The sequence below is a fragment of the Dickeya sp. CFBP 2040 genome (assembly GCF_012273755.1).
Classification (GTDB): domain Bacteria; phylum Pseudomonadota; class Gammaproteobacteria; order Enterobacterales; family Enterobacteriaceae; genus Dickeya; species Dickeya poaceiphila.
This window is the reverse complement of record NZ_JAAVXH010000028.1, coordinates 48,668-71,458: the sequence shown is the minus strand read 5'-3', so window position 1 is coordinate 71,458 and position 22,791 is coordinate 48,668. Positions and strand designations below refer to the sequence as shown.

Below are 22,791 nucleotides of genomic sequence, written 5' to 3'. Positions count from 1 at the left end.
TAGGGTTGGATTGGTTGGTGATATTGCGGAAATGCGAAGAAGAGCACAATTCTGCGCCCCAAGGCCTTTATCTTGGTCAAAAAAGAAGCGTATAATAACCCTGCAAGACAACAAAAAGCTTACGAGGTTACTATCATGATCGAGATTGAACTCAACAACTGGAAAAGCTTCATCGACGCAATGCTGCGTAAGTAATTGCTGATGTATTTAGACTAGTACAAATTTATTTACTGTCATTAGTCACCAGGTCCCTTATTGAGCATCGCCAAAGCAGCAACCTACGGGTTGCTGCTTTTTTATGTTGATCGTTATGTTTTTAATGGCCTGATTTTTAAAAATTAATTTTTGCTTAAGGTGGTTGTGTTATACGTACATTCCCGCATTTTACCCTGTTTTTTTCTTCTCATTTTTGTGATGAGTGTCGCTATTTTTTTCTCATGTTTTTCTGACCGCCAGCCTGGAAACTGATGGTTAAATGAGGAAACCTGAATAAATAAAAGAGGCTATTATTCGTATTGGTTGTTACTTGTACAGGTATGATCTGGAAACCGTCTCTCCAGTATTTTTCCTGTCATTTTGAACATAGGCAGTACCTACTATCCCCACGATTCGTTACGCTTTGGTCTAATCGCTGTGCTCACCTATAGGGAATCTATTGTGTTGCCCTTCTAACATACGTTGCATAGTGGTTGTTGGACTTCCCGTGTTCCTGCTGGCTGAGCTAATTGCACCTATTCTGATAGATCCTGAATGTTAAAATGTGGTCGAGACTGATAAATCTGTGGGGTGAATGGAGTCAGTTCGCTTTTTTATCATGTTTTATCACTTTTTGATGATGTTCGGCTGGACAAATGCGCCGCTACTTGCTGTACTGTATTTGACACAGATTTTGTGTCGTTCATTCATGTAAAGGTAAGTTTGATGTCTAAGATTAAAGGTAGCGTTAAGTGGTTTAATGAGTCCAAAGGATTCGGTTTCATTACTCCGGAAGATGGCAGCAAAGACGTGTTCGTTCACTTTTCTGCTATCCAGAGCAACGGTTTCAAAACCCTGGCTGAAGGTCAGCGTGTAGAGTTTGAAATCACCAGCGGCGCTAAAGGACCTTCTGCTGCTAACGTTATCGCTATTTAATTATACCGATTTCCTAAAAAACCCGCCTTATGGCGGGTTTTTATTTTGTATTTATCTGCCTTCCTCAGTGGGCACTCAGCCAGCCCATAAGCGCAAACGCCAGCGCCGTCATCATCAGTGAGCCAAGCACATTTATCAGTAAATTGAACAGTGCTGCGGCCCATTCGCCACTTTGCAGCAACGTCACCATTTCGTAGGAAAACGTAGAGAACGTTGTCAGACCACCGCAGAAACCGGTTGTGAGTAACAGCTTCCAGTGGGGAGGGAGGTCAGGTTGGCGCACGAAATACCCCATAGCCGCACCAATAATGAAGGCGCCGAGCAGGTTTGCCAGCAATGTGCCGGCGGGGATCTGGGGAAACAACGTATTAAAGCGTACGCTTAATTGCCAGCGTGCAACGCTGCCAATGCCACCACCAATAAAAACAGCAAGTAACGTACTGTACATAGTCACCTTTTCATTCAGGGGTAAGTTAGGCTACTCTCGAAAGGGCATGTGCGATGCCGATTGAGTGAATTTGCAGACATCATCAGCCGAAAGGGCGGTTATGGAGGAATGTCATCTCCGTTACTGGCGACAAGAGTTTACCCACATGCTGGTGTTTTTTGTAGCGGTGGTAGTTTTACTAAATGTATCTGCTGGTTATGAAGGAGCATGATATGAAAGTAGCGCTAGGCCAATTTGCAGTACAGCGTCTATGGCAAGACAATGCCCAGATCTGCATAACATTAATGGATCAGGCTGTGTCCGCAGGGGCTGATTTGCTGGTGCTGCCAGAAGCAGTGTTGGCTCGTGATAATTCGGACCCGGAATGGGGCGTGGGGTGCGCTCAGCCGATAAACGGCCCCTTTGTTAGTCAACTGCTGGCTGCCAGCCAGTCGCTGGATCTCAGCATGGTATTTACTCTGCATACCCCGGCTGCAGATGGTCGTGTGCACAATACATTGCTGGTTATTCGACGCGGAGAAATCCTGGCTCATTACCATAAGCTGCATTTATATGACGCTTTTACGGTACAAGAATCCCGCCGGGTGACGCCGGGCATGTCGTTACCACCAGTGGTAGAGATTGCGGGAATGCGTGTCGGGTTAATGGTATGCTACGACATCCGTTTTGCCGAGATGGCGCGCCAACTGGCGGTCAGCGGTGCCGATGTACTGGTGGTGCCGGCTGCCTGGGTGAAAGGTCCGCACAAGGAGTCGCACTGGGCGTTGCTGGCTCGAACGCGGGCGTTGGAGAATACCTGTTATCTGGTGGCAACAGGAGAGTGTAGCGACAGGAATATTGGCAATAGCATGGTGGTGGACCCAATGGGCATCATCATTGCTCAGGCTGCCGAGCAACCTGAATTGTTGTTGGCGGAGTTGACGCTGGAGCGTATTCAAGCTGTTCGTCACCAGTTACCTGTTCTACATCACAATCGCTTCAAGCCGCCTGTATTAAGATAACGGCAAGGCTATTTATTGGTATTATTGGTATCGGATAAAAAGCAGCGACTGATGATGGCATCTTACTTTGTTACAAAGTACCATTGTCTTATCCGGTATATCGATTTACAAAGAAATGAATTAAAGCGCAACGTGGCTTTTTCAGTTCACATTATCAGGTAGGTATGTATGGAAGGTATCAGTATTGCCAAGCTTTTAGTAATTGGCGCCTTGATTGTTCTGTTGTTCGGCACCAATAAACTGCGCAGTCTGGGTGGTGATCTGGGAGCGGCTATCAAAGGCTTTAAGAAAGCTATGAATGATGATCAGCCAGCGGCGAAATCTTCCGCTCAGGATGAACATCATACTGCTATCAGCGAAAATCGCCCTAAAGAATAATCGCATACGCTGACAGGTACCAAACAAAAAGCGGAGGGTTTTGCCCATCCGCTTTTTGTGTCTTTTATGATTTTGGTAAGACAAGCGTTGTAGACGATAGCCCACTATTTCACTTCAATCCCTTTGGCTTGCAGATCCGCATGATAAGAAGAACGAACGAATGGGCCGCAGGCCGCATGGGTAAAGCCCATTGCCAGAGCTTCTGCTTTCATTTCTTCAAATTCTTCCGGCGGCACATAACGCTGCACTGGCAGATGGTGACGACTCGGTTGCAGGTATTGCCCCAGCGTTAACATGGTTACACCATGACGACGCAGATCGCGCATTACGTCCAGAATTTCATTATTGGTTTCACCCAGACCCACCATCAGGCCGGATTTGGTCGGAATAGTCGGATGGATTGCTTTGAATTTCTCCAATAATTTCAGCGACCATTCATAATCGGCACCTGGACGAACCTGACGATAGAGGCGCGGCACGTTCTCAAGGTTATGGTTAAACACGTCTGGCGGCGTGGTAGTCAGAATATCCAACGCACGATCCATACGACCACGAAAATCCGGCACCAGTGTTTCGATTCTGATGCTTGGGTTTTTACGACGTATCGCGCTGATGCAGTCGGCAAAGTGCTGAGCGCCGCCATCACGTAGATCGTCGCGATCAACCGATGTGATGACGACGTAGCGCAGCCCCATATCATGGATGGTTTGAGCCAGTTTTTCTGGCTCGTTGGCATCGGGTGTCAGCGGGCGGCCATGGGCAACATCGCAGAATGGACAACGGCGGGTACAAATGGCACCAAGGATCATGAACGTGGCGGTACCGTGATTAAAACACTCCGCCAGGTTAGGGCAGGACGCTTCCTCGCAAACCGAGTGCAGACCATTGCGGCGCATGGCGTCCTTGATGCCCTGAATCCGGCTGGAATCCGCAGGTAGTTTTATCTTCATCCATTCTGGTTTGCGGAGCATTTCCTGACGCTCGGTGGCGACGGTGCGCACCGGGATCAGGGCCATTTTGTCTGCATCGCGGTATTTGACGCCACGTTCGATCTGAATCGGTTTACTCATGGTTGCGTAATTTCCAGTTCTGAATCGCTGTTATGAATTTATCTAAAATTCATTGGATTACGTGAGTTATTAAAATTTTTTTTAAAAAAACTCACAAAATTATATCATCTTTGCGCTCTGGCGAGCAGTCACAGAGCAACAAAATGCAGAAACAATGTAAATAAAATGTAATTAATGACCTGAGCTTACGCTATGCTCGGTACTTTGCGGGTGTGGTTCTCCCTGTTGCGGCCAGTTCCAGTCCAACCATTCCTGGTGCTGGTAGCCCAGCAGATCCATAAACGCTTTCACCATGACTGGAGCCGTTTTAGTCAACGTTGCGTCGGGAGCCAGCTCACTGAGCTGGGTCATGCTCATGCCGGCATAGCCACAAGGATTGATGCGCAGGAAAGGAGACAAGTCCATGGCAATGTTCAGTGCCAGACCATGGAATGAACAACCATGGCGGATACGTAAGCCCAGTGAGCAAATTTTACGCTCACCGACATAGACGCCGGGAGCATCGGGACGGGCGTGCGCATCAATCGCAAAATGTGCCAGTGTATTAACGACGGTATTCTCGATAGCGGTTACCAACTGGCGTACGCTAACCTTACGGCGTTTGATATCAACAAGCACATACATGACCTGTTGACCTGGACCGTGATACGTAACCTGGCCACCGCGATCACTCTGAATCACCGGAATATTGCCGGGCATCAGCACGTGTTCGGCTTTTCCCGCTTGTCCCTGAGTGAAAACGGGCAGATGCTGCACCAGCCATAACTCATCAAGACTGCTGCTGTCCCGTTGCTCGGTAAAAGTGTGCATAGCCTGCGACACCGGTTCGTAAGGCTGTACGCCCAACTGGCGCACGATGATCGTGTCACGTACTATGATCGTATCCTGTTGCAAGAGTGTCATCGCCGGGTGAAGAAGAAATAAACGTAATTATAGCGGGGGGATGCTGGAGCGAATAGCGGTTTCCTTGCTTGTCTCCGGATAAAGGAGACAAGGTCGGAGAGTCGGGCGCATTACAGTACTACACGCACGATATCAATATTGCCCAGTTCTTCGTACAGTGTCTCAACCTGCTCAATATGGGTGGCGATGATAGTGATCGACACTGAATGGTAGTTGCCTTTGGTGCTGGGCTTAACTTGTGGGGTGTAGTCACCGGGAGCATGGCGCTGAACCACTTCCACAACCTGATCTACCAGCTCCGGTTTTGCCAGCCCCATGACCTTGTAGGTAAATGAGCATGGAAATTCAAGCAATTCGTTGAGTTTGGTTTTCATGGTGACTCCAGAGTTATTCATTAACACAGAAATTATTACTCCCGCCGAAGCGGGAGTGTTAAGTATGACTTAAAGATGGTCGATCAATCCTTAAGTGAGCAACATAAGGGTGATTGCTCAGGATTCAAGGGGGATCAACTGAACCAGCGGTGGAACATCAATTTGATGTAATCGAACAGACGTCCGAAGATACCGCCTTCTTTGACTTCGTTCATCACTACCAGTGGACGCTGGTCGATCACCTTGCCATCCAGTTGGAAGTTAATAGTACCGACCACCTGGTTTTTAGCCAGTGGCGCATGTAGCTCTGTATTGGTGAGAACATAACTGGCTTTCAGATCTTTCATGCGACCGCGTGGGATAGTGATGTAAACATCTTTATCCACACCCAACGATACCCGATCACTATTGCCGAACCAGACCGGTTCGGATGCAAATTCTTTACCGGTTTTCAGTGGCGCTACGGTTTCAAAGAAGCGGAAACCCCAGGTCAGCAGTTTCTTACTTTCCGCTTCACGCCCTTTGAAAGTGCGCCCTCCCAGAACCGCGGAGATCAGGCGCATCTGGCCTTCGGTTGCAGAGGCTACCAGATTGTAACCGGCAGATGACGTGTGGCCGGTTTTGATGCCATCAACAGCCAGGCTGCTATCCCACAACAGGCCATTGCGGTTCAACTGGCGGATATTGTTGAAGGTAAATTCTTTCTCTTTATAGGTCGCGTATTCGTCCGGTACATCACGAATCAACGCCTGACCAATCAGTGCCATGTCACGGGCTGAACTGAATTGTCCTTCCGCATCCAGACCATGAACGGTTTTGAAGTTGGTATTCTGCAATCCCAATGCCTTGACGTAACCATTCATCAGGTTGACGAACGCATCCTGACTGCCTGCCACGTAATCTGCCATGGCTACACAGGCATCGTTGCCGGATTGCAGAATAATCCCTTTGTTCAGCAAATAAACCGGCACGCGATCACCCGGTTTGAGGAACATCAGTGAGGAACCCTGAAAATCAGGGTTGCCGGTAGCCCAGGCATCTTTGCCAATCGTTACGACGTCGTTCGGGCTGATTTTTCCGGATTTAATCGCCTGACCGATTACATAACTGGTCATCATTTTGGTCAGGCTGGCAGGGTTGCGACGGGTGTCGGCGTTCTTTTCCGCCAGTACTTTACCTGAGTTGTAATCAATCAGGATGTACGCTTCGGCATCAATATCCGGGACGGCAGGAATCATGGTTTTCAGATTAATGTCGTCTGCGTAGGCGAATGTGGATGCACTAATGGCGAGCAACGTGCCGAGCGCAATACGTTTGGTAAAACAAGACGTGATTACTGTTTTCATGATTGGAACAACAACATCCGTGGGTATAAGTTAAAAAACGAGCCACACTATAGCAGATGAAAATCGGGGCGGCACCAGACAATGCGTTACGCGATTTTGCCGATCACCGAAGGCGACAAGGTTATCGCTTGTGTGGATAAAGAAAGAGGGAATTTATCCCTCTTTCGACTGTAAATTCGTTACTGTGCACCAGACACGGTAGTGACAAATGACGGTTGCTGCGCTTCGCTGGAAAGGCGCTGTTGCAGGTCGACAGCTTGCTGACGGCTCTGGAATGGGCCTAACTGAATTCGGTACAAGCTGTTATTCAGAGTGATTTTTCCGGGAACGCGAAAACGTTCGTTCAGGCTCTTGAGCCAGGTTTGCGCTCGTTGTTGGTCACTCAGTGCGCCAACTTGTACCACAATGTTGCCGGAACCGGCTGGGATGGCTGATTGTGACAATGGGCGTGATGGTGCGGCAACCGGCGCTACGGCAACCGGTGCTGAATGCGTTGAGACCGGTTCCGACCCTTCCAGCACGCCGCTGGGCAATGGCTTAGGCGCACCGAGGAAACTGCCTGTGGTCGATGAGCCAGCGCTATTGATAGACGTAGTGCCGCTAACGATGCTGTTGCCACTATTTGATGATGGAGCCAACGTAGCATTACTGATTGGTTTCACTGGGGCTGCGGTTGGCGGTGCGCTTTCCATCATCGGCGTTCCCAGACCGCTGGAACCCAGCGTCGGGCGTGACGGTAAGGCAAAACTCTGTTTGGCAACACGGGTGCCGATGGTTCCTGGTCCTGAAAGCGAGCCGTCCGGCGCGACATTGATGAAATCTACTTTCACCTTGGTGTTGTTAGACAAGTTAAGGCGGTCTGCCGCGCCTTTAGTCAGATCGATGATTCTGCCCGGCGTATAAGGTCCACGATCATTGATGCGAACCACCAGTCGGCGGCCATTACTGAGGTTGGTTACACGCACATAACTGGGGATTGGCAGGGTAGGGTGAGCGGCGGCCATGGCATTGACATCAAATTCTTCACCGGTTGCTGTGCGGTTGCCGACAGACTCGCGATCATGCCAGGCGGCGAACCCGCTTTCACTGAAGTTTTCCGGATTTTTGACAATATGATAGGTTTTGCCATTCATGCTGTAATCCTGCATGTTGGCGGGGTTAAATGGTTCGTAACGCGGCTCCACGCCGCCGATTTCTTCCACCGGGCCGTTGTATGTCGTGGCCTGCGGTGAGTGAGTCTGAGGTTGCTCCGTCACGGCACAACCTGCCAGAGCCAGGCTGATCGCACCAATCCAAACCCAATCCTTACGCATTGCTCACCTCTATAAATTCTTGGATAACATTTTGCGGTGAGTGTGTATCGACATCACGATACCGAATCCCGCCATCAAGACCACCAGCGCCGACCCGCCATAACTGACCAGCGGTAATGGCACGCCGACCACCGGCAGAATACCACTCACCATGCCGATGTTAACAAACACATACACGAAAAAGATCAGCATCATGCCACCGACCATCACCCGGCCAAACGATGTTTGGGCATTGGCGGCAATCACCAGTCCACGCATGATCAGGAACAGATAGAGCGCCAGCAGGATCAGCACGCCGATAAGTCCTAACTCTTCTGCCAGCACGGCAAAAATGAAATCGGTATGACGTTCCGGCAAAAATTCTAACTGCGACTGAGTTCCTTGCAGCCAGCCTTTGCCAGAGAGGCCTCCGGAGCCGATAGCAATCTTCGACTGAATAATATGGTAGCCTGCGCCGAGCGGGTCGGTTTCTGGATCAAGCAGCATCATGATACGGTCGCGTTGATAATCATGCATCAGGAAGAACCAGAGCACGGGAATGAATGCGGCCAGCAAAATGGCGGCAATCGCTATCAACCGCCAGCTCATGCCAGCAAGGAACAGGACGAACAGACCAGACGCACAAATCAGGATAGCGGTGCCAAGGTCTGGTTGTGCGGCTACCAGCATGGTAGGGGCGAAGGTCAACACCAGTGCGATACCGGTATTTTTTAGCGACGGCGGGCACATGTCGCGGTTGATGTAGCGAGCTACCATCAGCGGCACGGCGATTTTGGCAATTTCCGATGGCTGGAAACGCACCACGCCTAAGTCGAGCCAGCGCTGCGCCCCTTTACTGATCTGACCAAAGACATCCACCATGACCAACAGAATAAAACAGAAAATGTACAGGTAAGGTGCCCAGCTCTCATAGACTCGCGGCGGAATTTGCGCCATGCCTATCATGACGACCAGCCCCAACACGCATTGGGCCGCTTTTCGCTCCATCATGCCGATGTCCTGCCCGCTGGCGCTCCACATGACGAACAGGCTATAGCCCAGCAACGCCATTACACACAGAAGGAAAGGCAGGTCAATGTGCATTTTGGTCCAGATTGAGCCTTTTTGTTGACTGTCTGTCATGGTGTCTCTACTCGGTTTCACTGCCCGGCGGCGACGGCGGCGCATCCGGCAGGTTGGTATTGTTGTCGCCCAGCATAATATGGTCGAGGATCTGACGCACAATGGTCCCGATGGCTGGCCCTGCACCGCCGTTTTCCAGAATGATGGACATGGCGACTTTCGGATTGTTGTAAGGGGCGAATGCCACCATCAGTTTGTGGTCGCGCAGTCGCTCGGCAATCCGGTTTGCGTTATAGGTTTCGTTTTCCTTCAGGCCGAAGACCTGTGCCGTACCTGATTTAGCGGCAATCTTATATGGCGCGTCAGCGAAGAACTTGTGGGCAGTGCCGTTAGGGCGGTTGGCTACGCCGTACATGCCGTCTTTGACAATCTCCCAGTAACCAGAGCGGATATCACCGATTTGCTGGTGTTGCGATTGACGGTATGGCACCTGAGTATTATTTTCCTGTGTGCTGTTGAGCAGGTGTGGTGTTTTCACCTGACCGTCATTAATAAGCGTAGTCAGCGCCTTGAGCATTTGAATCGGTGTTGCGGTCCAGTAACCCTGACCGATGCCGACAGGAATGGTATCCCCTTGGTACCAGGGTTTTTTATAACGCTTCATTTTCCATTCACGCGTCGGCATGATGCCTGGACTTTCTTCTTTGTCAGACAAATCAATCCCTGTTCGCTGCCCGTAACCAAATTTGTTCATCCATTCCGACAAACGGTCAATCCCCATGTCATAGGCAACCTGATAGAAGAAGGTATCGGCAGACTCTTCCAGTGATTTGGTCAGGTTTAAACGGCCATGTCCCCATTTTTTCCAGTCACGAAAACGTTTTTCTGAACCAGGCAGTTGCCACCAACCAGGGTCGAATAGCGATGTATAGGGAGTGATGACTCCGGAACTGAGCGCAGACACGGCAATATAAGGTTTGACGGTAGAAGCAGGTGGATAAACCCCTTGCGTCGCGCGGTTGATAAGTGGGCGGTTAGGATCATTTAGCAAGGCGTGGTAAGTCTTACTGGAAATGCCGTCCACAAACAGGTTCGGGTCATAGCTGGGTGTAGAGACCATTGCCAGAATAGACGCCTCTTTCGGGTCGGTCACGACTACAGCGGCACGGCTGCCCGTCAGTAGTTTTTCGATATAAAGCTGGAGATTGAGATCCAGCGTCAGGGTGATATCTTTACCGGCCTGTGGAGGCTGCTCGTGCAACTGACGGATCACGCGGCCACGGTTATTGACTTCCACTTCTTCATAGCCCGGTTTGCCATGCAGCACATCTTCGTAATAGCGCTCGATGCCGAGTTTGCCGATGTCGTGAGTCGCTGCGTAGTCTGCCAGCTTACCTTCCTGATCGAGCCGTTCCAGATCTTTATCGTTGATTTTGGAAACATAGCCGATGACATGGGTCAGGGCAGCACCGTAAGGATAGTAACGGCGTTGGTAACCTTTGACTTCCACACCGGGGAAACGGTACTGGTTGACGGCAAAGCTCGCCACCTGCACTTCGGTCAGACCGGTTTTGACCGGGATGGAAGTGAAACGGCGTGAGCGCTTACGCTCTTTTCTAAAGTTATCAATATCTTCATCAGTCAGGTCGATGACTGATTTGAGCGCCTGCAAGGTCTCTTCCAGATTGTTGACCTTTTCGGGAATCAGTTCCAACTGGTAGATGGTGCGGTTGAGTGCCAGAGGGGTGCCGTTGCGGTCATAGATGATGCCGCGGCTGGGGGCAATCGGCACCAGTTTGATACGGTTTTCGTTCGAGCGGGTACGATAATCGTCAAAACGTAAAACCTGCAGGTGGTATAGGTTAGCCACCAGAATACCGCTTAGCAGCAGAATACCCAGGAACGCGACCAGCGCCCGGCGTACAAATAGGGCTGCTTCAGCCGTATAGTCACGAAAGGGTTTACGTTCTATGTTCATCCAGCGATTGCTACTTCACAGGGTTCGTCATCTGCCTTACTCCCGATGGTAAGGATGATTAGTGGTAATGCTCCAGGCTCGGTACAAACTTTCCGCCACCAATACGCGCACCAGCGGATGCGGCAGCGTGAGCGGCGATAGCGACCAACTTTGCTCCGCAGCAGCCTTGCATTGAGGTGCCAACCCTTCCGGGCCGCCAATCAGCAGGCTGATGTCGCGTCCGTCCTGTTTCCAGCGTTCCAGCTGTTGCGCCAACTGTGGCGTTTCCCAGCGTGAGCCAGGAATATCCAGCGTCACGATACGGTTGCCTTTACCTACGGCTGCCAGCATCAATTCGCCTTCGCGTTCCAGAATCCGTTTGATATCTGCGTTTTTCCCACGCTTACCTGCCGGAATCTCTACTAGTTCAAACGGCATGTCTTTAGGAAATCGGCGAAGATAATCGGTAAAACCTGTCTGCACCCAGTCAGGCATCTTGGTACCGACGGCGACCAGTTGCAGCTTCATATCAGCCCCAGAGTTTTTCCAGTTCGTACAGGTGGCGGCTTTCTTCCTGCATCACATGTACGATCACATCACCGAGGTCTACCACTACCCAATCGGCGTCGTTTTCGCCTTCAACGCCCAGTGGCATCAGCCCGGCAGCGCGGGATTCCTGCACAACATGATCGGCGATGGAGGTGACATGACGGCTGGATGTACCAGTGCAAATAATCATGCAGTCAGTGATACTGGATTTCCCTTTTACATCAAGGGTTACGATATCCTGACCTTTCAAATCGTCTAGTTTATCAATAACGAAATCTTGGAGTGCTTGGCCTTGCAAAGGTTCCCCCTTTGATAAGTGGTTAATCAGCCGGTTACGCGGACTGGCTTGGTGGCATCAGTGAGAACAGCCGTTTCTCCGCTACGAAAGTGAGGCGGCAGGGCAGATGATTTTCCTGCGGCTGAAACCAGCGGCGGAGTATATCACGGCCTTATAGTGAGTGGTATCGACGCGTAGCTATAGGTAGAGTCCTTGTGTGTCAATGTACTTCAGCACACTTTCAGGCAACAGGTCATGGCAGTCGATGCCCTGTTGCCGACGCTGACGGATTTCAGTGGCCGAAATCGATACGAACGGCGTATGGGCGAGGTAAATCAGCCCATGACGCTGGCGGTGTAACTGTTCAGCATCATCGGTCTGATGGTCGGCCAGCCAGGACTCTAGCTCGGCGGTATCCAATTGCTGACGATAGCCAGGGCGGGCACACACCAGCAGATGACAGTAATCCAGTATTTCCTGCCAGCGATGCCAGCGATGCAACGTCAGCAGTGAGTCCTGACCAATAATGAATGCCAGAGGCGCACTGTCGCTTTTTTCAACGCGCAGCGTTTCCAGCGTATCAATGGTGTACGACGGCGTAGCGCGCTGCAGTTCACGATCATCGACCTGAAACAACGGATTACCGCGTATCGCCAGTTCGACCATGGTTTTGCGCTGGGTAGCGCTGGCTTCTGGCTGTTCTCGGTGTGGCGGTACGTTATTAGGCAGCAGAATAACATGCTGAAGGCCGGTTTCCTGCGCCAGCGCAGCGGCTGGACGCAGATGCCCGTAGTGAATCGGGTCAAACGTGCCGCCAAAGTAGGCGGTCAGAGGGGGGATAACCAAATCACTATACCTCAAGCAGGCTGTCAGGCAGCGCTTTACCGCACAATATCATCGACAGCGTTTCCAGTTCGGCCCAGACCGGTTGCCCATAATTTTGCTTCAGAGTGATCTCCAGTCGGCTCAGCAGGGTAATCGCTTGCTGTAATTGCGTCAACGACAGGCGTTGCAATGCCTGCGTCAGTAGTGGCCGACGGTTTTGCCATATCTTGTGCTGGTCAAGCAGGGTGCGCAACGGTGTGGTTGCTATGTGCCGTTTTAGCTGTAGCAACAGCAATAATTCCCGCTGTACGGTGCGCAGCAGGATAACCGGTTCGCAATCTTCCAGACGTAATTGCTGCAAAATGTGCCATGCTCGCTTGCTTTTGCCGCCGAGAAGCGCATCCAGCCAGTGGAATGGCGTAAAGTGAGCAGCATCATTCACTGCTTGTTCGACTCGCGGCAACGTCAGTTTGCCGTCCGGATACAGCAGCGATAATCGCTCCAGCGCCTGTACTAACGCCAGCATATTTCCTTCATAACAATAGCAAATTAGCTGACTGGCGGCGTCATCCAGTTCCAGTTTCATGTGTTTAGCGCGTTGCGCTACCCAACGGGGAAGCTGTTCCTGTTCGGGCGTCATACAAGGAACGTACACGCCCTGCTGTGATAACGCTTTAAACCAGGCGCTGTTTTCCTGTGCTTTAGAGAGCTTACTGCCTCTTACTATCAACAGAATATCGGAATGTAGCAACGTGGAGAGCTTGACCAGTTGCTCGCTGGCAGGGGCGCCGGGACCGGCGTCTGTCAGTATCAACAACAGGGTCTGGCGAGAGGCGAACAAACTGAGTGCCTGACAGGTAGAAAAAATGCCATCCCAGTCGGTGCTGTTATCCAGCGTGAAACTGAAATGCTCCAGAAAATCCTGCTGACGGGCGGTAGTACGGATCTGATCCTGGCTTTCTTGCAGCAATAACGGTTCATTGCCAAACAACAGATAGCAACCGCGCAGCCCCTCATGGAGCTGCGCGGTGAGTTGTTCGGGATAGAGACGAATCATTGGTGCGCCGGAGTCACAGTCTTAGCAGTCGCTTGCTGATTGCTTTTTATGTTCTGGCTGCCTTTGATGGTCAATAGCTTACGCACCAGTTGCTGAGCTGCCTGTTGACGCATTTCCTGCAGGATAATCTCCTGTTCGGCCTCTTTAGCTAAGGCAGCGAGTGGATTATCAAAGAAGGAACGGAAAACCGTCACATTCAGTGGATAAATATCGTCCCCTGGAATCAGCACTTGTGCTTTCAGCTCCATAACAAATTGATACTCTGCCGTTTTTCCGTCCTGGAAAATGGAGACCGTGCTGCGTGACAGGGTTTCGCCCAGATAACGCAGTGACGGAATGTCCTTACGTTTAGTGTCTTCAGACACCTGGATATTGTTAAGACGCAACTGCTCACGAATAGCTCTGGTCGTCGGGCCATAGGGATCGCCGCTATCTAGAATCAGATTATGCAACTGCGTGGGGAGTTGAGTCGTGCCGCGCAGATGAAAGCCGCAACTGGCGGTCATTAAGACCGCCAGCCCCAGCACCAGCGTTAGAAACGGGTGTCGCACAGTACCTCCTTGCCTTAACCTACAACCAGGTTAAGCAGTTTGCCCGGAACGAAAATCACCTTGCGGACAGTCACGCCATCCAGATATTTTGCCACCAGCGGTTCCTGTGCTGCACGCTCACGAACCTGCTGTTCGGTGGCATCGGCTGCCACAGTAATCTTGCCGCGGACTTTACCGTTGACCTGCACCACGACCAGACGGGAATCCTCGACCATTGCCTGCTCGTCTGCGACCGGCCAGGGCGCCTGATCGATGTCGCCTTCGCCTTTCAGTTCATTCCACAGCACGAAACAGGCGTGCGGGGTGAACGGGTACAGCATCCGCACCACTGCCAGCAATGTTTCCTGCGTCAGCGCGCGATCCTGTTCAGATTCTTGCGACGCTTTAGCCAGCTTGTTCATCAACTCCATAATCGCTGCGATAGCGGTGTTGAAAGTTTGGCGACGACCGATATCGTCAGTCACCTTGGCGATGGTTTTGTGCAGGTCTCGACGCAGCGCTTTCTGCTCTTCTGTCAGTGTCGCTGCATCCAGTGGTTGGGTAGCGCCTTTTCCGGTGTGGTCATAGACCTGTTTCCATACGCGCTTCAGGAAGCGGTTGGCCCCTTCAACACCGGACTCCTGCCACTCCAACGTCATTTCTGCCGGAGACGCGAACATCATGAACAGGCGCACGGTGTCGGCACCGTAGCGTTCCACCATCACTTGAGGGTCAATGCCGTTGTTTTTGGATTTCGACATCTTGCTCATACCGGCATACACCAGTTCACGACCTTCGTTGTCGAACGCTTTGATAATGCGGCCTTTATCATCGCGCTCCAGCGTAACGTCGACCGGTGAGACCCAGATACGCTCGCCGTTGTTGCCAGGATAATAGAAGGCATCGGCCAGCACCATCCCCTGGCACAGCAGGCGTTTCGCTGGTTCATTGGAGTTCACCAGACCTGCGTCACGCATCAGCTTGTGGAAGAAGCGGAAATACATCAGATGCATGATGGCGTGTTCGATACCACCGACATACTGATCTACCGGTAGCCAGTAGTTAGCAGCAGCTGGATCGAGCATCCCTTGATCATATTGTGGGCAGGTATAACGTGCGTAATACCATGACGACTCCATGAAGGTATCGAAGGTGTCGGTTTCACGCAGTGCCGGCTGACCGTTGACCGTGGTTTTGGCCCATTCAGGATCGGCTTTAATCGGGCTGGTGATGCCGTCCATGACCACGTCTTCCGGCAGAATGACCGGCAACTGGTCTTCCGGTGTTGGGATTACCGTGCCGTCTTCCAGCGTCACCATCGGGATAGGCGCACCCCAGTAACGTTGACGGGATACGCCCCAGTCACGCAGACGGTAATTGACCTTACGTTGACCAACACCCAACGACACGAGCTTGTCGGCAATGGCGTTGAACGCGGCGTCAAAATCCAGGCCGTCAAATTCACCGGAATTAAACAAGCGACCTTTTTCAGTCTGCGCCTGAGCGGACAGATCCGGCTCGCTGCCATCTGTTGCCAGAATAACCGGCTTCACCGGCAGGTTATATTTGTGGGCGAATTCCCAGTCGCGTTGGTCATGCCCCGGTACTGCCATTACCGCACCGGTGCCGTACTCCATCAGCACGAAGTTGGCGGCCCATACCGGTACGTTTTCGCCGGTCAGCGGGTGGATGGCGAACAGACCGGTGGCGACGCCTTTTTTCTCCATCGTTGCCATGTCGGCTTCCGCTACTTTGGTGTTGCGGCATTCAGCGATGAAGTCTTGCAGCGTCGGATTGTTTTTCGCCGCTTTTAACGCCAGCGGGTGACCTGCCGCTACGGCGACATAGGTTACGCCCATGAAGGTATCTGGACGCGTAGTGTAAACTGTCAGCGTATCGTCGCCGTCCGCAATCCGGAAAGTGATTTCCACCCCTTCAGAGCGACCAATCCAGTTTCGCTGCATGGTTTTGACTTGCTCCGGCCAGCTTTCCAGCGTATCGAGGTCGTTGAGCAACTCATCGGCATAAGCGGTGATTTTGATAAACCACTGGGGGATTTCCTTGCGTTCTACTTTGGTATCGCAACGCCAGCAACAACCATCGATCACCTGCTCGTTGGCCAGTACGGTCTGGTCGTTAGGGCACCAGTTTACCGCTGAGGTTTTTTTGTAAACCAAGCCTTTTTCGTACAATTTGGTGAAAAACCACTGTTCCCAACGGTAGTAATCCGGCTTACACGTTGCTACTTCGCGATCCCAGTCATAACCGAAACCCAGCAGTTTCAGCTGGTTTTTCATGTATTCGATATTGGCGTAGGTCCAGGGCGCCGGTGCCGTCTTGTTTTTCACCGCCGCGCCTTCTGCTGGCAGGCCGAAGGCGTCCCAGCCGATTGGCTGCAGCACGTTTTTGCCCAGCATACGCTGGTAGCGGGAGATCACGTCGCCGATGGTGTAGTTACGCACATGGCCCATGTGTAGACGGCCAGAAGGATAAGGCAGCATGGAAAGACAATAGTATTTTTCCTTGCCGGGTTCTTCGGTCACTTTGAAAGTCTGTTTTTCTTGCCAGTGAAGCTGGACGTGCGCTTCGATCTCTTCTGGGCGGTATTGCTCTTGCATGGCTGCCAGTGGTCCTTAGTGAAAATTGCTACCTCAGTAGCATGTTTTGTTTCATTTTAAAAGATCCGCATAGCATAGCTGATAAGCGACTGGCTCAACAACCGCTTGAGGCGCTCAGTGGCTGATTTATACGGCTTTAGGTAACGAAGAACGCTGTAGGATGTGGCCAAATACTGAGTATTGGGAAGCGGCTCCCGGTGGCATCGGAAAAATCATCTACACTAGGCAGTGTTACGCATTATTGCGGGACGTAGTCCAGGCTGAGCAGGCCCGTCGATAAGCGCTTTACAGGCTAAGGAGTTACGATGAGCAAAGTGGTTCAGTATTACCGGGAGCTGATGTCCGCCGTTACCGAATGGTTAAGTCGCGGCGAGCGGGACATAGGTAAACTGATGTCGGATGCCAGGCGTCAGTTGCAGGAAACCAATGAGCTGACACAAAAGGAGATTGAACAGGTAATACTGGCGCTCCAGCGTGATCTGGAAGCGTTTTCCCTTAGTTACGAGGAGAGCCAGAATACCTTTTCTGACAGTGTGTTCGTGCGTGTTGTCCGCGAAAGTGTGTGGCAAAACCTGGCGGATATCACCGACAAGACTCAACTGGAGTGGCGCGAAGTGTTCAAGGATGTGAGTCATCACGGCGTATATAGCAGTGGTGAAATCGTCGGACTCGGTAATTTGGTGTGCGAACAATGTCACCACCACATTGCTTTTTATACACCTGAAGTGCTGCCGCGATGCCCGAAATGCGGCCATGACCAGTTTCATCGTCAGCCGTTTTCGCCCTGAGAGGGACACAGAAAAACAAGGGTGCCGACGCCCCCTTGTTTTTGAATGAAGCAAGGCAAATTAATGCAGAATTTTTGCCAGAAAATCTTTGGCGCGATCAGAACGCGGGTTACCAAAGAAGTCCTCTTTGCGGGTGTCTTCAATGATTTTGCCTTCGTCCATGAAGATGACGCGATGCGCCACCTTGCGGGCGAACCCCATCTCATGGGTCACCACCATCATGGTCATGCCTTCCTGGGCCAGTTCCACCATCACGTCCAGCACTTCGTTGATCATTTCCGGGTCGAGCGCCGAGGTCGGTTCGTCAAATAGCATTGCTACCGGGTCCATACACAAGGCGCGAGCGATCGCCACACGTTGTTGCTGGCCGCCGGACAACTGCCCAGGGAATTTGTTGGCATGGGCGGACAGACCGACACGCGCCAGCAGTTTCAATCCTTTCTCGCGGGCCGCCTCTTTGTCGCGCTTGAGGACCTTCACCTGCGCCAGTGTGAGGTTGTCAACGATAGACAAGTGAGGGAACAGTTCAAAATGCTGGAACACCATACCGACTTTGGCGCGTAATTGTGCCAGATTGGTGCGTTTATCGTTGACAGTGATGCCGTTAACTTCGATCTGACCTTGTTGGATCGGTTCCAGGCCGTTAACGGTTTTGATTAAAGTCGATTTTCCGGAGCCGGAAGGTCCGCAAACCACCACTACTTCACCTTTTTTCACTTCAGTGGAGCAGTCAGTCAGCACCTGAAATTGACCATACCATTTAGAAACATTTTTCAGGAAAATCATCAAACTGTCCTTCTCTTCAAATAATTGACCAGCATCGACGCCGAGAGGCTGATAGCAAAATAGACAAACCCGGCGAACAGGATCATTTCTACCTGGGTGCCGTCGCGTTCACCGATAGTGGATGCAGTGCGGAAAAAGTCCGCCAGACTGAGCACATACACCAGCGAGGTATCCTGAAACAGCACGATACCCTGAGTTAGCAGTAAGGGTATCATGGCCCGGAACGCCTGCGGCAGAATCACCAGTTGCATGGATTGCCAGTGGGTCATTCCCAACGCCAGCGCTGCTGAAGCCTGGCCGCGAGAAATACTCTGGATACCGGCGCGGATAATCTCGGAATAATAGGCCGCCTCGAACAACGAAAAGGCTACCATAGCCGACACCAGCCGAATATCGGTTTTCGCAGACAGGCCAAGCACATTTTGTAATAAGCTCGGTACAATCAGGTAGAACCATAACAGCACCATGACCAGCGGTACTGAGCGAAACAGGTTGACGTATAGTGTGGCAAACCAACTGATAGGTTTGATAGGCGACAGGCGCATCACCGCCAGCACGGTCCCCCAAATGATTCCCACCACCACTGCGGTTAGGGTGATCTCCAGCGTTACGCCCATTCCATTGATCAAATAGGGCAGGCTGGGCGGAATTGAACTCCAGTCAAAGTTATACATTTATTTGCTCCCCAGGTTGCCCGGCAAACGGGTTTTACGCTCTACAATCTGCATCAGCAACATGATGATGACGTTGATGCCAACATAGGCCAGCGTAATTGCGCTGAACGATTCGTAGGCGTGGGCAGAATAATCCAGCAGTTTGCCAGCCTGAGCCGCCATATCCATCAGACCAATGGTGGAAGCGATGGCGGAGTTTTTTACCAGGTTGAGCATTTCCGAGGTCAGTGGCGGCACAATGACCCGATAGGCGTTGGGTAACAAGACATAACGGTAGGTTTGGGGAAGCGTCAGGCCGATCGCCAGACCAGCCGCCTTCTGGCCGCGTGGTAATGACTGAATGCCTGCCCGCACTTGCTCGCACACACGCGCAGCGGTGAACATGCCCAGACAAAACATGGAAGAGAGGAAAAACTGAATATTGGGGTCCAGCTCAGCCTTAAACCACATGCCGATTTTGGTTGGCAATAATTCCGGCACCACCAGATACCAGCTAAAAAACTGTACAATTAACGGTACATTACGAAACATCTCCACATAGCAGGTGCCGATGCCAGCCAGCAGACGATGCGGGACGGTACGCAGAATACCCAGCAGTGAACCCAACAGGAAGGCGATGACCCAGGCACACAAGGAAAGCGACACGGTGACCTGCAGGCCGGAAATAATCCACCCCAGATAAGTGGTATTTCCGAACGGAGCAGGTTGCAGGAAAATACCCCAGTTCCAATCTATTGACATAATGAACTCCGGTAAAAAAAGGGTAGCGTCCGCTACCCCGAAGATTGGTGAGTGGCTCATGGATTCGCAGAATGGGGAACGGCCACGCTGCGCCTGTCTGTCTTGCCACGAATCAGCAATCGGAAGGCAGATTACTGCCCTTTATTGTCATTATTAATTCGGTTATAGCGCCTTATCGTTCGGTGCTTTGAACAGAGCTTTCATGTCATCGGACAGCTCAAAGTTCATGTTCAGGTTTTTCGGTGGAATCGGTTTTTTGAACCAGGTATCGAACCATTTTTCAGCTTCGCCGGAGGTCTGAATCTGGCTTACGGTCGCATCCACCAGTTGTTTGAATTGAGCATCGTCTTTGCGCAGCATACAGCCGTAGGCTTCGCGGGATTGCGGCGTGCCAGTGATAACCCATTCATCCGGGGTTTTAGCTTTGGCGCGCTCACCCGCCAGCAAGGCATCATCCATCATGAACGCGACTGCGCGGCCACTTTCCAGCGTGCGGAACGAGTCGCCATGGTCTTTGGCGCTGATGATGCGCATGTTGAGCTTTTTCTCTTCGTTCATCTTGTTCAGCAGCACTTCAGACGTGGTGCCGGATGTGACAACGACGGCTTTACCAGCCAGATCGCTGAAATCTTTGATGGCAGAGTCTTTCTTGGTCAAAAGACGTGTGCCGATGATAAATATGGTATCGGAGAAGGCGACTTGCTGCTGGCGTTCCAGGTTGTTGGTGGTGGAGCCGCATTCCAGATCATAGGTGCCGTTTTGCAGCAGTGGGATACGGTTTTGTGAGGTAATGGGGATTAGTTTTACTTGCAGGTTCGGCGCATCAAGTTTTTTCCTGACCGCTTCAACAATCTTGTCGGAGTATGCCTGAGAATAGCCTACCACTTTCTGCTGGTTGTCGTAGTAGGAAAACGGCACTGACGATTCACGATGACCAATAACGATAACACCATTGTCTTTGACTTTTTTCAGGGTGCCAGTCAGCTCTTCTGCATGGGCCAGACTTCCGGTTACCGAGATCAACAATAATGACAGTGCCAGTTTACGCAATTGCATGTTTTAACTCCTTTGTTGTTGTGAACGATGGCAATCATGGATGATGTAGCCCTGGGGTTCAGGCCAGCCATGTTGTGCACCGCTAAAGAGCGAATAAAACGCTGCCATATTTAAAAATAGCGGATTGTAAACATATTGAAACGGGAATGTTTGTTTTTTGCGAGGCGTCCCGCACCAAAGTGCTGCAATAAAAAACTTATGGCACTAGTTTGGTGCAGTTCATGCCCTGATGTTGTGCTGTTTCAGGACTGAGAATGGCTGCAAATGTACAACGCAAGGCGTTTCATCTTAATAGTTAGCAAATAATGCGCCAAAAACGAAACAAGACATGTCTAAGCATGTCTTGTTTCTGGTTGGAGAGTAAAAGTTGTCATCAGCGTGAACGGGAGCGATGTACCAGCGCGGCGAGTCCCAATAGCGTTTCCAGTAGCCACAATGGCCAGGAGCCGAACCTGGCATAAGGTGTGATGCCGGTTGCGGGTGTTACGTTCGTTTCCAGCACACTTCGGGTGAACTGAGGCAGGCTGGCGTTGATGCTGCCATCAGGCGCGATAACCGCTGTTACCCCATTGTTGGTGGATCGCAACAGTGGGCGCCCCAGTTCCAGCGCCCGCATCCGTGCCATCTGAAAGTGTTGCCAGGGACCAATTGAGTTGCCGAACCAGGCATCGTTGGAAATGGTCAACAGCATATCGGTGTCGGCGCGGAAATTGTCGCGTACCTGTTGCCCCAGGATTACCTCATAACAGATAGTGGCGGTCAGCCGATAGCCGTTGACGATCAACTGCGGCTGACGATAATCGCCGCGGCTGAATGCGGACATCGGCAGATCAAAGAATGGTGCCAGTGGGCGCAGCAGGGTTTCCAGCGGCACAAATTCGCCAAACGGCACCAGATGATGTTTGCTGTAACGGTTGGCGGTGGGGTAGCGATACGGTTGCTGATCGCCCAGCACAATAATGCTGTTATAAAAATCGGTGCGATTGTTTTCCCGGCGAGCATCGACGATGCCGGTAATCAGGCTGCTGTGATGTTCGCGCAGGATAGCGTCCAGTTGCGTCAGGTAGTCCTGCTGGCGAATTTCGACATCCGGAATAGCTGATTCGGGCCAAATTACTAGCGGGGCTTTGTCTATCACTGACAGGGTGTTGTCGAAATAGACTTTCAGCGTGTTGAACAGCTCGTTCGGGTCCCATTTCAATGCCTGTGGAATATTCCCTTGTACCATGGCGACGTTAACTGTGCGTTCCGGTTGCAGTTTGTACCATTCAAGCGAGCGCAGCGGCCATGGCAGCATCAATAAGGCAATCGCCATCAGCGTGGGCTGCCAGCGGCGTTGTGTCAGCCCCAGCACCAGCAAACCGCTGATAACCATAAGCAGGAAGGTGAGGGTATCGACTCCTGCTATTGGTGCAATACCTTTCAGCGGGCCATCAATCTGGCTGTAGCCAAATTGTAGCCAGGGAAAGCCGGTCAGCACCCAGCCGCGCAACAGCTCAGTGACCTGCCACATGACGGGGGATGCCAGTGCCAGCCGCCAGACAGTGGCTTGCGGCCACAAACGTGTAAGCAGCCCGGCAAACAGCATCGGATACAGCGACAAGTAGAGCGCCAACAGCACCACCAGACCGACATTTATCGGGCCAGGCATACCACCAAAATCAGCGATGCTGTAGTAAACCCAGTGGATACCGATGCCGAACAGGCCAAACCCCCAGCAAAAGCCGATAGCGGCCGACTGACGTACGCGTCGGTTCAGCGTCAGGCCTTGTAGCCCCATCAGGGAAATAATAGCGGCAGGCCAGAAGTCGTAAGGAGAAAACGCCAGTGTGCCGCAGGCACCGAATAAAAGCGCCAGCAGGAGGCGAACCTGCTGGCGTTGCAATAATGAGGCGACTGCCATGAAT

Annotated in this window: 23 protein-coding genes and 1 riboswitch; of the genes, 4 read left to right on the top strand and 19 right to left on the bottom strand. The window is 51.7% G+C overall.

Features of this window, described 5'->3' with window-relative positions; translation table 11 throughout:
* Positions 1-921 precede the first annotated feature (921 nt).
* On the top strand, positions 922-1,131 hold the full coding sequence (cspE, locus tag Dpoa2040_RS04125) for a transcription antiterminator/RNA stability regulator CspE (protein ID WP_009113827.1): 210 nt from the start codon (positions 922-924) through the stop codon (positions 1,129-1,131).
* Between the two features lie 64 nt (positions 1,132-1,195).
* Here cspE and crcB read toward each other — a convergent pair whose 3' ends face one another.
* Entirely contained in the window at positions 1,196-1,579 is a 384-nt protein-coding gene (gene crcB / locus Dpoa2040_RS04120; RefSeq protein WP_042869433.1) for a fluoride efflux transporter CrcB, read from the bottom strand.
* 66 nt (positions 1,580-1,645) lie between these two features.
* Positions 1,646-1,707, bottom strand: a riboswitch (Fluoride riboswitch).
* An 84-nt stretch (positions 1,708-1,791) separates the two neighbouring features.
* On the opposite strand from crcB, the gene Dpoa2040_RS04115 reads away from it, so the two are divergent.
* Both Dpoa2040_RS04115 and tatE read left to right on the top strand, forming a co-directional pair.
* On the top strand, positions 1,792-2,580 hold the full coding sequence (locus Dpoa2040_RS04115) for a deaminated glutathione amidase (RefSeq protein WP_168640393.1): 789 nt from the start codon (positions 1,792-1,794) through the stop codon (positions 2,578-2,580).
* Between the two features lie 168 nt (positions 2,581-2,748).
* The gene (gene tatE / locus Dpoa2040_RS04110; RefSeq protein ID WP_042869435.1) at positions 2,749-2,958 is read left to right on the top strand and encodes a twin-arginine translocase subunit TatE; all 210 of its coding nucleotides are present in this window, start codon (positions 2,749-2,751) and stop codon (positions 2,956-2,958) included.
* 104 nt (positions 2,959-3,062) lie between these two features.
* Here tatE and lipA read toward each other — a convergent pair whose 3' ends face one another.
* The 13 genes from lipA to leuS all read right to left on the bottom strand — a co-directional run bounded on the left by lipA (position 3,063) and on the right by leuS (position 16,839).
* Positions 3,063-4,028, bottom strand: coding sequence for a lipoyl synthase (gene lipA, locus Dpoa2040_RS04105; protein ID WP_042869437.1), 966 nt, complete (start codon positions 4,026-4,028; stop codon positions 3,063-3,065).
* 171 nt (positions 4,029-4,199) lie between these two features.
* On the bottom strand, positions 4,200-4,931 hold the full coding sequence (gene lipB / locus Dpoa2040_RS04100) for a lipoyl(octanoyl) transferase LipB (protein WP_210423818.1): 732 nt from the start codon (positions 4,929-4,931) through the stop codon (positions 4,200-4,202).
* 110 nt (positions 4,932-5,041) lie between these two features.
* The gene (gene ybeD / locus Dpoa2040_RS04095) at positions 5,042-5,305 is read right to left on the bottom strand and encodes a DUF493 family protein YbeD (RefSeq protein ID WP_042869439.1); all 264 of its coding nucleotides are present in this window, start codon (positions 5,303-5,305) and stop codon (positions 5,042-5,044) included.
* A 134-nt stretch (positions 5,306-5,439) separates the two neighbouring features.
* Positions 5,440-6,651 carry a D-alanyl-D-alanine carboxypeptidase DacA gene (gene dacA, locus Dpoa2040_RS04090; protein WP_042869441.1) on the bottom strand — a complete coding sequence of 404 codons (1,212 nt, stop codon included), beginning with the start codon at positions 6,649-6,651 and terminating at the stop codon, positions 5,440-5,442.
* 179 nt (positions 6,652-6,830) lie between these two features.
* Positions 6,831-7,964, bottom strand: a complete 1,134-nt coding sequence (gene rlpA / locus Dpoa2040_RS04085) for an endolytic peptidoglycan transglycosylase RlpA (RefSeq protein WP_168640392.1) — start codon at positions 7,962-7,964, stop codon at positions 6,831-6,833.
* A 9-nt stretch (positions 7,965-7,973) separates the two neighbouring features.
* The gene (gene mrdB / locus Dpoa2040_RS04080; RefSeq protein WP_168640391.1) at positions 7,974-9,086 is read right to left on the bottom strand and encodes a peptidoglycan glycosyltransferase MrdB; all 1,113 of its coding nucleotides are present in this window, start codon (positions 9,084-9,086) and stop codon (positions 7,974-7,976) included.
* A 7-nt stretch (positions 9,087-9,093) separates the two neighbouring features.
* Positions 9,094-11,004: a peptidoglycan DD-transpeptidase MrdA gene (mrdA, locus tag Dpoa2040_RS04075; RefSeq protein ID WP_042869447.1), complete on the bottom strand. Its 1,911-nt coding sequence runs from the start codon at positions 11,002-11,004 to the stop codon at positions 9,094-9,096.
* A 36-nt stretch (positions 11,005-11,040) separates the two neighbouring features.
* Positions 11,041-11,511 (bottom strand): 23S rRNA (pseudouridine(1915)-N(3))-methyltransferase RlmH, encoded by a 471-nt coding sequence (rlmH, locus tag Dpoa2040_RS04070; protein WP_012883860.1) that lies wholly within the window; start codon positions 11,509-11,511, stop codon positions 11,041-11,043.
* A gap of 1 nt (position 11,512) precedes the next feature.
* Complete coding sequence (gene rsfS / locus Dpoa2040_RS04065) at positions 11,513-11,830, bottom strand: ribosome silencing factor (protein WP_168640390.1); 318 nt, start codon at positions 11,828-11,830, stop codon at positions 11,513-11,515.
* A gap of 177 nt (positions 11,831-12,007) precedes the next feature.
* Entirely contained in the window at positions 12,008-12,670 is a 663-nt protein-coding gene (gene nadD / locus Dpoa2040_RS04060; RefSeq protein WP_168640389.1) for a nicotinate-nucleotide adenylyltransferase, read from the bottom strand.
* Positions 12,660-13,691, bottom strand: a complete 1,032-nt coding sequence (holA, locus tag Dpoa2040_RS04055) for a DNA polymerase III subunit delta (protein ID WP_168640388.1) — start codon at positions 13,689-13,691, stop codon at positions 12,660-12,662. The genes nadD and holA overlap by 11 nt, the downstream gene beginning before the upstream one ends.
* Complete coding sequence (gene lptE / locus Dpoa2040_RS04050) at positions 13,688-14,242, bottom strand: LPS assembly lipoprotein LptE (RefSeq protein WP_168640387.1); 555 nt, start codon at positions 14,240-14,242, stop codon at positions 13,688-13,690. The genes holA and lptE overlap by 4 nt, the downstream gene beginning before the upstream one ends.
* Positions 14,243-14,256: 14 nt before the next feature.
* Positions 14,257-16,839, bottom strand: coding sequence for a leucine--tRNA ligase (gene leuS / locus Dpoa2040_RS04045; protein ID WP_168640386.1), 2,583 nt, complete (start codon positions 16,837-16,839; stop codon positions 14,257-14,259).
* A gap of 305 nt (positions 16,840-17,144) precedes the next feature.
* Between leuS and Dpoa2040_RS04040 the strand changes: the two genes are divergently transcribed.
* Positions 17,145-17,627 carry a zinc ribbon-containing protein gene (locus tag Dpoa2040_RS04040; protein ID WP_168640385.1) on the top strand — a complete coding sequence of 161 codons (483 nt, stop codon included), beginning with the start codon at positions 17,145-17,147 and terminating at the stop codon, positions 17,625-17,627.
* A gap of 60 nt (positions 17,628-17,687) precedes the next feature.
* On the opposite strand, the gene Dpoa2040_RS04035 is transcribed toward Dpoa2040_RS04040, so the two are convergent.
* From Dpoa2040_RS04035 to lnt, 5 genes are all read right to left on the bottom strand, one after another.
* Positions 17,688-18,413 carry an amino acid ABC transporter ATP-binding protein gene (locus Dpoa2040_RS04035; RefSeq protein WP_168640384.1) on the bottom strand — a complete coding sequence of 242 codons (726 nt, stop codon included), beginning with the start codon at positions 18,411-18,413 and terminating at the stop codon, positions 17,688-17,690.
* Entirely contained in the window at positions 18,413-19,087 is a 675-nt protein-coding gene (gene gltK, locus Dpoa2040_RS04030; RefSeq protein ID WP_168640383.1) for a glutamate/aspartate ABC transporter permease GltK, read from the bottom strand. The genes Dpoa2040_RS04035 and gltK overlap by 1 nt, the downstream gene beginning before the upstream one ends.
* The gene (locus Dpoa2040_RS04025; protein ID WP_042869463.1) at positions 19,088-19,828 is read right to left on the bottom strand and encodes an amino acid ABC transporter permease; all 741 of its coding nucleotides are present in this window, start codon (positions 19,826-19,828) and stop codon (positions 19,088-19,090) included.
* A 162-nt stretch (positions 19,829-19,990) separates the two neighbouring features.
* On the bottom strand, positions 19,991-20,884 hold the full coding sequence (locus Dpoa2040_RS04020) for a glutamate/aspartate ABC transporter substrate-binding protein (protein WP_168640382.1): 894 nt from the start codon (positions 20,882-20,884) through the stop codon (positions 19,991-19,993).
* Positions 20,885-21,257: 373 nt separating this feature from the next.
* Complete coding sequence (gene lnt, locus Dpoa2040_RS04015; protein WP_168640401.1) at positions 21,258-22,787, bottom strand: apolipoprotein N-acyltransferase; 1,530 nt, start codon at positions 22,785-22,787, stop codon at positions 21,258-21,260.
* Positions 22,788-22,791: the final 4 nt, after the last annotated feature.